This is a genomic window from Spirulina major PCC 6313 (genome assembly GCF_001890765.1).
GTDB lineage: Bacteria > Cyanobacteriota > Cyanobacteriia > Cyanobacteriales > Spirulinaceae > Spirulina > Spirulina major.
Genome location: NZ_KV878783.1, coordinates 3,844,577 through 3,857,610 on the forward strand (window position 1 = coordinate 3,844,577; position 13,034 = coordinate 3,857,610).

General features: G+C 55.6%; 8 protein-coding genes. 4 read left to right on the forward strand and 4 right to left on the reverse strand.

All coding sequences use genetic code 11. From position 1 onward, the window contains the following. Positions 1–36 precede the first annotated feature (36 nt). From SPI6313_RS17030 to SPI6313_RS17040, 3 genes are all read left to right on the forward strand, one after another. Complete coding sequence (locus SPI6313_RS17030; protein ID WP_072623200.1) at positions 37–1,641, forward strand: radical SAM protein; 1,605 nt, start codon at positions 37–39, stop codon at positions 1,639–1,641. 152 nt (positions 1,642–1,793) lie between these two features. After that, positions 1,794–2,471, forward strand: coding sequence for a global nitrogen regulator NtcA (gene ntcA, locus SPI6313_RS17035; protein ID WP_072622067.1), 678 nt, complete (start codon positions 1,794–1,796; stop codon positions 2,469–2,471). Between the two features lie 92 nt (positions 2,472–2,563). Next, the gene (locus SPI6313_RS17040; RefSeq protein WP_072622068.1) at positions 2,564–3,961 is read left to right on the forward strand and encodes a DUF3084 domain-containing protein; all 1,398 of its coding nucleotides are present in this window, start codon (positions 2,564–2,566) and stop codon (positions 3,959–3,961) included. Here the strand turns inward: SPI6313_RS17040 and SPI6313_RS17045 are convergent. Next, positions 3,958–6,864, reverse strand: a complete 2,907-nt coding sequence (locus SPI6313_RS17045; protein WP_072622069.1) for a DUF4347 domain-containing protein — start codon at positions 6,862–6,864, stop codon at positions 3,958–3,960. The two genes, SPI6313_RS17040 and SPI6313_RS17045, sit on opposite strands and share 4 nt — an antisense overlap. Positions 6,865–7,011: 147 nt before the next feature. Beyond that, positions 7,012–9,231, reverse strand: a complete 2,220-nt coding sequence (selD, locus tag SPI6313_RS17050) for a selenide, water dikinase SelD (protein WP_072622070.1) — start codon at positions 9,229–9,231, stop codon at positions 7,012–7,014. A gap of 85 nt (positions 9,232–9,316) precedes the next feature. On the opposite strand from selD, the gene SPI6313_RS17055 reads away from it, so the two are divergent. Further along, positions 9,317–10,486: a tetratricopeptide repeat protein gene (locus SPI6313_RS17055; protein ID WP_084669084.1), complete on the forward strand. Its 1,170-nt coding sequence runs from the start codon at positions 9,317–9,319 to the stop codon at positions 10,484–10,486. Positions 10,487–10,532: 46 nt separating this feature from the next. On the opposite strand, the gene SPI6313_RS17060 is transcribed toward SPI6313_RS17055, so the two are convergent. Further along, a complete protein-coding gene (locus SPI6313_RS17060; protein WP_072622072.1) occupies positions 10,533–12,092 on the reverse strand; it encodes a hypothetical protein in 1,560 nt (519 codons plus the stop codon). Between the two features lie 178 nt (positions 12,093–12,270). Then, positions 12,271–12,834, reverse strand: a complete 564-nt coding sequence (locus SPI6313_RS17065) for a hypothetical protein (RefSeq protein WP_072622073.1) — start codon at positions 12,832–12,834, stop codon at positions 12,271–12,273. Between the last annotated feature and the right edge of the window lie 200 nt (positions 12,835–13,034).

Consider the following 13,034-nt stretch of genomic DNA (forward strand, 5'->3'; position numbering starts at 1 on the left):
CGATCGCGCCCCCTTCCCCTTGTCCTTTCCTTGCCCATGTCCCCCTTCGATCAAGAACGTCTCCTCTTCACGCCCCAACCCCCCGATGATGATGCGATCGCGCTGATCTTCGCCTTCCCCAATGACTACACGATTGGGATCACCAGCCTCGGCTATCAGTTGGTGTGGGCCAGTTTTGCGCTGCGATCGGATGTGGATGTGCGGCGGTATTTTTTGGATGTGCAGGAGCCGTTACCCTCGGCGGTGGAACTGTTGGGGTTTTCTCTGTCCTGGGAGTTGGACTACGGCAATATTTTGACGATGTTGGAACGGTTGGGGATTCCCCTCCATGCTGAGGCGCGGGACAATTCCCATCCCCTCGTGTTTGGTGGGGGGCCGGTGTTGACGGCCAACCCGGAACCCTTTGCGGCGTTTTTTGATGTGATTTTGCTCGGCGATGGGGAGGCGGTGCTTGATCCCTTCATCGCTGCCTATCAGGCGGTGCGGGGGTGCGATCGCGCCACCCAACTGCGCCACCTCGCCCAAGTGCCCGGCCTCTATATCCCCAGCCTCTACCACGTCACCTACAGCGACCCCGACGGGCCGATCGTTGCGATCGCCCCCATTGATCCCGATATTCCTGCCGTTGTTACCAAACAAACCTACCGCAGTAACACCCTTTCCGCCTCCACCGTCGTCACCGAAAACGCCGCCTGGGAAAATATCTATATGGTGGAAGTGGTGCGCAGTTGCCCGGAAATGTGCCGCTTTTGCCTGGCGAGTTACCTCACCTTGCCGTTTCGGACGGCGGATCTCACCGGGTCGCTGATTCCCGCCATTGAGCAGGGGTTGCAGGTGACGCGCCGCCTCGGTCTGTTGGGGGCATCGGTGACACAACACCCGGAATTTAGCACCCTCTTGGACTACCTCAGTCGCCCGGCCTATGCCGATGTGCGGTTAAGTATTGCCTCGGTGCGGACGAACACGGTAACGGAACAGTTGGCGCAGACCTTGGCGGCCCGGGATACCCGCTCAATTACGATCGCGGTCGAAAGTGGTTCCGAACGGCTGCGGGAGATTATCAATAAAAAACTCACCAACTCAGAAATCCAACAGGCCGCCGCCAATGCTGCCGCTGGGGGACTGAAGGCGATCAAGTTCTACGGGATGGTGGGGCTACCGGGGGAAACGGCGGCGGATGTGGAGGCGACGATCGCCATGGCCCAGGCCTTGAAAAAGACTGCCCCGCGCCTGCGGTTCACCCTCGGCTGTAGCACCTTTGTCCCCAAAGCCCACACGCCCTTTCAATGGTACGGGGTGAATCCGGACAGCCAAAAACGCTTAAAGGGGTTGCAAAAGGGGTTGCGATCGCAGGGCTTCGATTTTCGGCCCGAAAGTTATAACTGGTCGGTGATTCAAGCCCTCTTAGCGCGGGGCGATCGCCGCCTCACACCCTTATTGGAACTAACCCGCGATTATGGCGATTCTGTGGGAAGCTATAAACGGGCCTTTAAAACCCTACGCGGCACATTGCCCCCCCTGACGGATACGGTGCATGACACCTGGGAGCGCGATCGTATCCTCCCCTGGCACCACCTCCACGGCCCTCTCCCCCTCGACACCCTTAAAAAACACTGCGCTGCCGCCGAATCTCTCTTCTGAAAACCGACCGCATTGGCGAACGAATGGCGACATGCTAGGTTGAAAGCATCTATACTAAAGTCTGAAAAAATTTAGTGATCCAAGATGTGACGGGAATCAAGACAGTCCCTCCCACAATTTGTCATCGCTCATCATCAACTAATTAAGTGGTAATGGAACTTTCTTTTCCGCAAGAAAAATCGTTAATTTCCGTGTTTCGTCAAGTAGGCGGGGGAGTATTTCCGCCTGTGGTAGAGAGCTTTGAGCGCGGGAAAACGATCTTTTTTCCGGGCGATCCGGCTGAACGGGTCTATTTCCTCCTCAAAGGAGCGGTCAAACTCTCGCGGGTGTATGAAGCGGGCGAAGAAATTACCGTCGCGCTCCTGCGAGAAAATAGCGTCTTTGGTGTGTTGTCGCTCATCACTGGGCAACATTCGGATCGGTTCTACCATTCCGTCGCGTTTACTCCCGTCGAATTACTTTCCGCACCCATTGATCAGGTGCAAAAATCCCTCAAGGAAAACCCTGAACTCTCGATGCTGATGTTGCAGGGCCTCTCGTCGCGCATTCTCCAAACGGAGATGATGATTGAAACCCTCGCCCATCGGGATATGGGGTCGCGGCTCGTTAGCTTTTTGCTGATTCTCTGCCGGGATTTTGGTGTACCCACCCCCGAAGGGATTCGGATTGATCTCAAGCTCTCCCATCAAGCGATCGCAGAAGCCATTGGCTCAACGCGGGTGACAGTGACGCGGCTGTTGGGGGATTTACGCCAAGAGGATATGATTTCGATCCACAAAAAGAAAATTACGGTGCATAATCCAGTGGCTCTCAGTCAACAATTCACCTAATCCGGCGATCGCAATCCCTGAAAATCCGCTAAAACGATGATTGTTTGGTAGGGTATCAGTGCATCCTATCCCTGTTGTGAATCGCATTCAGAATGACCAGTGCTTACGTCCTTATTGTCGCCATTTTGCTGTTGGGAGGGGTTCTGGCAGTATTGGGCGATCGTATCGGTACGAAAGTTGGTAAAGCTCGCCTGCGTCTGTTTAAGCTCCGCCCTCGCAATACAGCCACGGTCATCACCGTGATCACCGGGGTTTCCATTTCAGCCCTGAGCCTGATTATCCTGTTTGTCCTCAGCGAATCGTTGCGGGATGGCGTGTTTCGCCTCGACGCAATCCGGCGGCAACTGCGGATTGCCCAAAGTAACCTCAATGGCCTTAGTGCGGAACGGGCTAGTATTACCGATGAACTGGAAAATGCAAAGCGAGAACGGAATCGCACCGAACGCAGTTTCCGTGAGGTGCAGCGTCGCTATGCGAGTATGAGGGCCCAGGCGAAACGCCTGAGTACGGAAGTGGAGATTCTGCGGACCCAACGAGAACGCCTCCTCGGTCAGATTCCCCGCCTCCAGCAACAGGTGCGCGATCGCGACGATCGCATCGCCAGCCAAGACCAAGTCCTGCGCCAACGGGCGATTCAGTTTCGCGCCCTCCAAGCTCAACAGAGCCGCCTCCAGTCCGAAATTAGCCGCCGCGACGGGATGATTCAGGATCTTGATAGTGAAATTGCCCAACGGGATCAGGTGGTGAGCGATCGCGAAGCCACCCTCGACGACCTGACCCGACAACTCAACTTTCTCCGCGAAGAAGTCGCCACCCTAGAACAGTTCTACCAAGACTACCAAGCCCTGCGCCAGGGCAATGTTGCCCTCGTGCGGGGTGAAGTCCTCAGCTATGCGGTGCTGCGCATTGTAGACCCCAATAGTGCCTATCTCGCCATCGATCAACTCCTCAGCCAAGCGAATCGGCGGGCGATCGAAGCGACCCGCCCGTTTAATAGCGACACGGTGAGCGATCGCGTCGTCCAGATCAGCCAAGCCCAAGTCAACCAACTCGCTGCCCAAATCCAAGACGGACAAGACTATGTGGTGCGCATCCTCTCAGCGGGCAATTTTGTCGAACAAGAAGAAGCCGTCCTCGTCTTTGCCGATGCCGTCCCCAATCAACAAATTTTTGTCGCTAAACAGGTGATCGCCACCGTCTCCGTCGATTCGGATGAGATGACCACCCCCCAAGTCCGCGCCCGACTCGATACCCTCCTCGCTGCTGCCCAATTCCGGGCGAGGCGTTCGGGGGTGATTGGCGATATTCAAATTGGTGACGGCTCTGTGCGCACCTTTGCCAGCTTCGTCGAATGGCTCGAAAATACGCGCCAACCCTTTGAACAGATTCAAGCTGTGGTCAGCACAGACACCTACACCGCCGGGCCGTTGAGCATTGATCTCTTGGTCTTCCGGAATGGGGAATTGGTGTTTCGGACTGCCCCATCTTAGACGATATCCACTTGGAAAATCAGGTCGTTAAAGTCGCGATCGCCGCCCCCAACCAGATCCTCAAACCCAAAGGTATTATTCCCCAGCAAGATTACATGATCCGCCCCATCCGCATTCGCTGACGCATAACTAAAGTAGGCTTGACCCCCACTTCCGGACAGGAAGGCATCCACACTCGAATCCACAATAATAAACGGCGCATACAATGCCCCACCGGTTAAATTGCCGCTTGCGATCGCCGTCGCCCCATTGCCCACCGCCAAATTAATCCCCGACACCCGATTCTCAATCGCCGCCCGCGCATAGCCCGCCGCCCCCGGCAACAAACCATTCACCGCCCCCGACGCATCATCAATCCGATACAGCCCCACCGTATTATTAAACGTCGCCTCCCGGAACAAATTAAACGTCGCCGTGCGATTGCCCCCAACACTTAAGAGATCAATCACCTCTAACCCATTCGCCTGTGTAGTTCCTACCCCACGCGGAATCAATTCATTAACCTGTTCAATCTGAAGCTGCAAGTCAAAATCGTTAAAAACACCGTCACTGTTGCTATCAAAGGTTAGGTTAAAGACACTGTTACTCCTAGAAACCTGAGTCGCATAACTTGCACCATTCACTTCAATCATGAATTGCTCACCGCCGACAAAGCTCGCATTATTCACATTGTCTAAGATAAATGTCTGCAAGCCTGCACTAAAGCCATTGGGTAATTCACCTTGCGTCAGCACCGAAAACAGTTGACTATCCACATTTCCGGCAGCATCTAAATAGGTGATTTTAAGATCATTAATTAAGCTGCCTGCTGGTGCCTTCGCAACCGTCAGTTTAACGTTATTTCCATCCCCAGCACCGGTTGTAAAGACCTTGTTTGTCGAATCAAAACTCAAGAATGACTCAACCACAGGGCCTTCAACCACTTGCGTAATCAAGGTGAAATTAAAAATCCCATCCGATGTTCCTGATTCCAGGCCATTTACGTTTGCTGGATCATTGACTGTAAACGTAATATCGGTAGAGTAGGATTTCCCCACATCAGCCGCTGTAGCACTTCCACTCAGTAAAACACTGTAGTCTTCAAATCCTCCATTCGCTACCGTGTTAGTGCCGGGGAGCGGGTCTAAAAACGCGGGAGTGTCAAGGGTAAATATGAAGTCAGTGTTGTTAGACGAGGTGGGAAGTGTTGTCAGGTCAAGGTCATTTTGTCCACCATTACGAATCCGAAACGCGAAGGGAAGTAGCGTTGCACCGGCTTCTACCGTAATCGTAATCGTGTCACCATCATTAATCCGTGTTGAGCTACTGTTATCGGTGCGATTGACTAACACCGTAGGATTAACCGGATTTTCGGGAATGCCAGGAATGTTAGAACCAGAAGTTGCCGTCGCTGTTGCGGGAATATCATTTCCCACCAAATTGGCTCCGGAGGGAATTGCCGGTGCAACTCCAATCCCACTCGCATGAAATGAGGATTGAATATCTTGACCATTACCGGCGTTATCTTTGATCGTCGAGTTAACAATTTTAGTAATGGTGATGGGAACGTTAGTATCCCCAAAGGCAATCCCTGCCCCAAAATTGGCGCTATTATTGCCTGTAATTGACACCTGCTCCAGGGAGAGTGATCCCCCATCAGCGACCTGAATTCCGCCGCCACTGCCTGTCGTTGCGGTGTTACCAGTAACCGTTACGTTCGTTAATGTTAATGAAGCGGCCTGGCCTCCACTACTGGCGCTGGAATCGCTGGCAATCCCTGCTCCCCCGTCATCAAGGCCATCATTCCCTGACCCTGATCCTGTGACGGTGTTATTCGTGACTTCACTATCTTCAATAGTAAGAATTGCGCCGTTTTGATTAGTGCTGGCGTTGAGGATGCCACCCCCATCATCATCGGCGGTATTGCCTTGAATAGAGGAGTTTTTGATGAGAACATTCCCACCAACATTGAGAATGCCAGCCCCATCATCACTCAAACCAAAATTGGCATCATATACGGCACGTCCCCCCGAAACAATCACATTTTCAAGGGTTAAGGTCGGAGTGGAACTGGATCGCACGACAGCATCGTCATAAACGGTAAAAATCCGAAAATTGGTGCTGCCGGTACGTTGAATCTTGCTGCGGCTACTGCCGGTGCCAGTGCCTCTAATGATTAACCCACCACCAGCATCTGTGATCAGAGGTAAGCCGGTGGGGCCAAAACCAAAGCCATTGAAATCGGTGAAGGCAGCGCTGGTGAGGTCAAAGGTGCTACCGGCGGTCAACTCGATGGTGTCGAGGATGCCTAGGGTGCTGTTTGCGGTGTTGATCGCGGCGATCAGTTGGGCGGCGTTGGAGGCGGTGTAGGTGGCGAGCAGGGCGGGATAGGTGGTTTGGGTGGCGGGGGCGATCGCGATCGCAGATTGAATGGGGGCGGTTTGGGTGGAGAGGTTCCAAGTCCCGCCGAGATGAGATGAACCGGTGTAGGTGGGGTTGGCGGCTGCGATCGCACCTGTCACCATCCCTAACGCATCCACAAACTTTTGCCCAATCGCGCCGTACCCCACTTGGCAGCCGTAGAGGAGCAATTCAAAGCGATCCGAAAATGCCCCGCGCCAAGTGGCCAGCGCATCGCGATAGGTAGGGAGACTGTCACGATCGAGGCGGGTTGAGCCGAGGTAGAGGCGGCCCGGTGCGCCGTGGCTGATCAGGTGGAGACTGCGGAACCCGGAATGGGTGTGGAGATAGTCTGTGATTTGGGCGATGCCGTCGCGATCGCGATCGAGGGTGAGGAGGGTTGCACCGGGCAGCAGCCCGGCTTCGAGGTGCGAGCGATGGGGAACAGCCGCATCTAAGATCACGAGCATCCCTTGACCCGTGCGGTTGCTCAAACTCCGGTTAATTAAGGTTGCGGTGTTCATGCATTCTCTCCGTCACGCTTCGCTTGGGTTAGCCAAAATACAACACTACTATAATCAGTCTGCCCAGCGTTCGGGAGGTACATAACAATATTTGTTTTTTTGAAGGGGATTTTCAGCATATTGGCGGACAGAGTCAACGGACAGGGATTAGATGAGTTGGATCGGGGCGGTGAGTTCAGCGCGGGGCACGACTTGCGCGATCGCACCCGCATCATCATACCCAGCATGACGTAGGGCCGCGAGACAGTCCGAAGCGCGATCGCGAGGGATCGCCACCAACAAGCCCCCCGCCGTTTGGGGATCAAAGAGGAGGGGATAAATCGGAGCCGTCGGTGATCCGGCAATCTGAGCAGCCACCGCGAGGTTTTGACCCTGGAGCGAACTGGTCAGACCTTGGTTGATCGTCTGTTGTGCCCCCTCTAGGCAGGGAATTGCCGCCCCATTCAGCATCACGCCGAGGTCACTGTGCTCTAGCATTTCTAGTAGATGCCCCACCAAGCCGAAGCCGCTGATATCCGTGCAGGCTGTCGCTCCCCATTGGCGCACAATCGGCACAGCGGCCTGATTGGATTGGGTCATCGCGTCCACCATGGCAGCGATCCAGCGGCCGGGTGTTCGGCCCCGTTCACACCCCGCAAACAGGGTTCCCGTGCCGATCGCTTTCGTCAGAATCAACACATCTCCATCTTGCAGTCCCTGTTTGCGGAGAGCGGTATTGGGGGCGATGTAGCCTTGGCTGGTGAGACTGAGGGTGAGGCGATCGCCCTCCGTCGTATGTCCCCCCACCAAGGTCGCCCCGGTGGGTTTGAGGGCCGCTACGACTCCGGCTAGAACTTGATAGAGGGTTTCCGTCGTCACCACAGCCACTCCGTACGGGATCGTCACCCCGGCCAGCACTGTTTGCGGCGTGGCTCCCATCGCCCACAGATCACTGAGGCAATGGTTCACCATAATTTTGCCGAATTGGTAGGGGTCAGCGATCGGGCTGGTGAAGTGGTCGAGGGTTTGGACGAGGTGGGCTTTGGGGGGGAGGCGGCTAATGGCGGCATCATCGGGGCTGTGGAGGCCCACGAGTACCGCTGGATGGGGCGGGATCTTGAGGCGTTGCAGTGCGGTTTGTAGCACCGTTGCGCCCACTTTGGAGCCGCAGCCGGAGCAGTACATGGTGGGGTGTTGTGGGGGGAGCGGTAGGGCGGTTTTCGGGGGGGACAGCATCGGGGGCAGGTCGCGGAATTGAGCCATGAAGGCGCGATCGATGCGGTCTTTCCAACGCCAGAGCCAGGGCGATCGCCCACTGAGCGGCCCCCAAGACGCGATCGCCTGCCGATCTCCCGTGCCAATCAGGGCGAGATAGGTTTTTTGGGGGTTGTAGGGCTTGAGGGGTTCCCCTTGGAGGGCGCGGCGTAAATTTTGCACCAAGGGCAACCCCTGACGGACGGCGAACACCCCGGCTTTGGGGCGGGGATGGCGGGCGATCGCAGCAATGTCTCCGGCGGCGAACACCTGGGGATGGGAGAGGCTTTGCAAGGTGTCGTAAACGAGGATAAAGCCGCGCTCATCGGTGTGCAGTCCCGACGCGCTGATCCAATCCGGGGGGGCGGCTTGGGTGACCCAGATGGTGCGATCGCAGTCCACCGTTAACCCCGATGCACAGCGCACCCGCTGCCGCTCCACCTCCACCACCGTTTCACCACAATGCACCTGAATCCGTCGCTCTTTTAGCACCTGGGTCACCTGTTGCGCGACGCGGGAATGATGGCCGGTCATGATGCGATCGCCCCGATGGATCACCGTAATCTGAAACTGGGTGGTGGGGAGAATGTGCCGCAACCGCGCATCCACATTAATCGCCAATTCCACCCCACCCGCACCGCCCCCCACGATCACCAGTTGCCACTGTTTTTCCGGTTGGCGGCGGATTGCGTCAAGGAGGGCGTGCCAGGCAGTGAGGAATCGGGGGACAGGTTTGGCGGGGATGGCGTGGTCGGCTGCACCGGGAACGGTAGCGGTTTGGGGGGTGCTGCCAATGTCAATGGAGAGCAGATCAAACCGGACAGGGGGACGGTCTGCACAGAGGATCTGGTGATGCGCTAGATCCAGCCCGATCGCTCGCCCGTGATAAAACCGCGCTCCGGCCCGCTGGGCGAGGCTGTAGAGGTCAATATGGGCGGTGTCATGGTCGTAGAAGCCAGCAACATGACCCGGCAGCATCCCGGAATAGGGGGTATCGATGCAGTCGGAAATCAGGGTGATTTGCAGGCCCGCGATCGCATTCATCGCCAGGTATTTGAGGGCGATCGCGTGACTATGGCCCCCACCGAGGAACACCAAATCTTTCACGATCGGATACTGAGCAATTTGCAGCATGGGGGAACGTTCCAGGGACAAGGGCAATCATCACAGCCAGGGAGAGTCTCCCCAACCCGACGCTTTCCAATTCTAAAATGGCCCCATGCACTTATTTTGTTTGCGACTGAGCATGAAATCAATTCTCCTCACTCTTGGTACGGCAGCCTGTTTGTTAATCGGTTCTGAGGCGATCGCGAAACGGTCACCCCAACCCAGCCCCACGGTGAACGCCGCCGCCACTCTCCCCACTGCCCCAATCCAGATCGCCCACTACGACCCGATGATGCTCGAAGCCCTCAACGAGGCGATTCGCAGCAGCCCGAACAATGCCCGCGCTTACCAGAGTCGCGGCATGATCTGGATTCACATGGAAGACTACGCCCAAGCGATCGCCGATTTCGCGGCAGTGCTGCGAATTGAACCGGAAAATGCCACGGCCTATCTGTATCGGGGCACGTCGCATTTTTGGTTACGGCAGTATGAACCGGCGTTAGCGGATTTTGATCGCGCCTTGAGCCTTGCTCCCGATGTGGCAGTGGCGTATTTTAATCGGGGCTATGTACGACGGGCGACGGGAGATTTCAGCGGCGCGATCGCTGATTTTGAACGGGGGTTACAGCTAGCCCTGGCGGATCAGGATTTTGAGGCGGTGCAGTCGGCGCGACAAATTTTAACGGATTTGGAGCAGTTGCCGAATTTAACCCAAGCTGACCTGTTGCAACGGGGCACGACGAAGCAGGCCGCGGGGGATTTTTTGGGGGCGATCGCGGACTTTAACGAAGTCCTGCGCCAAGATCCCCAACAACTCCGCGCCTACCATCAGCGGGGTATGGCCTGGATTGCTCTGGGGAATGTGGAGGTGGCGATGGAGAGTTTTAACGAGGCGTTGCAGCGTGATCCCGATAATGCGATCGCCTATCAAGAACGGGGCAAAGCCTACCTCGAACAAGCCCAATTCACCAAAGCCGTCACCGACTTAAACCGAGCGATCCAACTTGATCCCACCCTCACCGATGCCTACTATCACCGGGGCTTAACCTACACCGAACTAGAACGCTACCGGGATGCCCTCACGGATTTTTCCGTTGCCATTACCCAAGATGACCAATTTGCCCGTGCCTACGGGGGGCGGGGCTTGGCCTATTACCATCTCGGCGAACAACAAAAGGCGATCGCTGATCTCCAAACCGCGATCGACCTCTTCACCGCCACGGGTGATCTGGTCAGCCTTCAACAAACCCTTGGCCTGTTGGAAGTGGTGCGATCGGATTAATCTTCAGGGCGAGATCCGAACGTTGCGATCGCCCAGTGTTGCCAGATCACCCAGTCCGCCCAGGGCCGAGGCGAGTGGCGGCACGGGCGAGCTTGACGCGGTAGAGGAAATAATGTTCATCCCAAATTAAACCGTGGTGAAATTCGGAGAGGGGCGCGATCGCTAACTGCGGACGGGTGGCCGCTAGGGGGGCATTGAGAACGAGGAGTAATTCGGGTTTACCAGCCTTGAGCAGTTGGGTAACGTGATCCAAAATGAGATCAGGGGTTGCCTCGGTACGTTGAGAATTAAAAAGGGTAAAACTGCCCAATTCGCCGCGTTCGGGATAGTACATTTTCCGGTTTAAATAGCCGCAAATGGGGGCCATATTCGCGTCACGACTGCCCACCATAAACAGCGTATTAAGATTTTCCTGTTGGATGTAGGTTGTGGTGGCTTTGCTGGCGGAGAAGGGGGTGATGTAGTCGCGGGTGTAGGCGATCAGTCCTGCCACCAATTGGGCGGTGAGGATGACGGTGAAAACGGGTTTTTGAAGGGATTTAACCCGTTCATAAAGGGTTGTGAGGGGAACGTTAAACGGCAGTTTTGCTAAGGGTCTGGGGGTGCAGTCAGCAGCAATCCAAAGAGCGGCGATTAACACTAAATATAAACTGCCGTAATGGCGGAGGGAACCGAGGAATTTCACATAGGTGAACGTGACGATTTCCAAGGAGGCGAAGAGGTAGAAAAAGAGGGCAACGGGACGTTTGAGGAGGGCGATCGCAAAAAAGCCCAATAGCCCTAGGGAAATAATTCCAAACAAAACCCCGTCCAACACCTTAGGATCGTCCGGAATCAGCACCACAATATAGGCACTCCAAATCCGGGAGAGCGATCGCCCCAAGTGATGCCAATCCCATTGAAAAAACCAGCGGCTCAATCCCCCTTGGAGGGCACTGTCCGCTGGCGGAATCAGCACATAGGCGGCACTGGCGAGACCGAGGATTGCGATCGCCCCACTGCCCACGAGATTCCCGATGCGGCTCTGGGCGCGAATCTTAGGATCACTCAGCCATTCCACCGCCAAGGTCACCAACAGGGCAAAACCGATAAAAAACGCATAGGCGTTGCCATTGGCCATCAACGCAATAAACAGCCCCACCCAGGCATAGGTGCGGCGGCGCGTCGGCCAGGCCACACAAAAACTGAACAGAAAGAGCATCCCGATCGCATAGTTGCGACTGATCAGCAAATATTCATAAAACGGATAATAACCAAACATCAGCAGCAGCTTTTGCCAGGGCGCAAAGGGAGCCGCCCGCCACAGCAACACCATCGACCCAATCCCCAAAGCGAGATGATAAAGCTGCATCACCACGGGGTTATCCGTGAATTGGTTCAACACCGCCAAACTCAAATACCAGAGCAGCGGATGTCCCTCATATTTCACGTTGGCTAAAAAATCCGCCAGTGACCCACTATCCCGCACAATCAACCACACATTCAGTTCATCGCGCCACATTGCATGGTTCAAAATGCCCACCAGTCCCAGGGCCACGAACAGCATCAGGGCGATAAACTGCGATCGCTTCGGGTCGCTCACAACGGATTTCCACAGCGTTAGCATTACGAATTAGGTCACGTCACGACAGGCAGGCAATGATTCTAGCAGGGAACCTTCCCGTTTGGCGCTGGCCATAGTCAACGGGGATGCAGTGTTACACTACATCCCCGTCGCGTAATGGTTGATTGGGAGTGGGTCGCGCTCAGGTTCTAGGCGAGTCTCTCCCACAAACAGGGGGCGCTTACCACAAGCCAGGAATGGGAGCCGCAGCCGGAGCCGGAGCGGGGCTGGTGGGGGGCAACGGTGTCACGGTGGTAGAGGAGCGATCGTTTAAGGATTCTTCCAACTGGGCCCACAACGCAGCGGTACGCTCTTCGAGGGGGGGTAGCATTTCGGGGGCATCGGTGTAGAACACCCCATAGTGGCGCGGATTGCCACAGGTGGGGTCAACATTGTTCATACATTGCATGCTGGTGAGGTCGTCCTTCATGTAGTCCGGCATCGGAATCATGTGATCTTCAGGGACTTCATACATTTCGCCGCCGCAATCCATGCTGGGGTTGTTGTTGCAGATAAACCCGCTGCGGGTCAACCCATCCTCTTCCAGGTCATAGAGTAAATTGAGCGCGGACAAGGGATCATAGTAGCTGGGATCGGTGCTGATGCCGTCCCCGTGATTGTCGGCCAACTCATACACTGCACCGGTCATGGTGTCGGTGCTCACCTGAGCAGCGGCAGAGGGTGCGATCGCTGCCATCCCAGCACTAGCAAGACCCAAGGTTAAAAAGAGAGACTGTAAACGCATTGCCATATACTCCTCAAAATGTTCATCAGTAGGCAAGTCGTACTCATTCTAACCGTAACCACCAAATATCTCGCTCTCCTCCATGAATCGTTAAGAATTTTGGCGGATACTCTGTGGGCCGAATCACCCACACCAGACCCGCTCGGCTGAAGATGTTCCCCACACCCCGCCTCATTTCCCCCTCCATCAAAGCAACCATT

Bases quoted from the DNA above. Each gene is read 5' to 3' on its own strand.
- SPI6313_RS17030 (WP_072623200.1), top strand. From the start codon at position 37: ATGTCCCCCTTCGATCAAGAACGTCTCCTCTTCACGCCCCAACCCCCC.
- ntcA (WP_072622067.1), top strand. From the start codon at position 1,794: ATGGAACTTTCTTTTCCGCAAGAAAAATCGTTAATTTCCGTGTTTCGT.
- SPI6313_RS17040 (WP_072622068.1), top strand. From the start codon at position 2,564: ATGACCAGTGCTTACGTCCTTATTGTCGCCATTTTGCTGTTGGGAGGG.
- SPI6313_RS17045 (WP_072622069.1), bottom strand. From the start codon at position 6,864: ATGAACACCGCAACCTTAATTAACCGGAGTTTGAGCAACCGCACGGGT.
- selD (WP_072622070.1), bottom strand. From the start codon at position 9,231: ATGCTGCAAATTGCTCAGTATCCGATCGTGAAAGATTTGGTGTTCCTC.
- SPI6313_RS17055 (WP_084669084.1), top strand. From the start codon at position 9,317: ATGCACTTATTTTGTTTGCGACTGAGCATGAAATCAATTCTCCTCACT.
- SPI6313_RS17060 (WP_072622072.1), bottom strand. From the start codon at position 12,092: ATGCTAACGCTGTGGAAATCCGTTGTGAGCGACCCGAAGCGATCGCAG.
- SPI6313_RS17065 (WP_072622073.1), bottom strand. From the start codon at position 12,834: ATGCGTTTACAGTCTCTCTTTTTAACCTTGGGTCTTGCTAGTGCTGGG.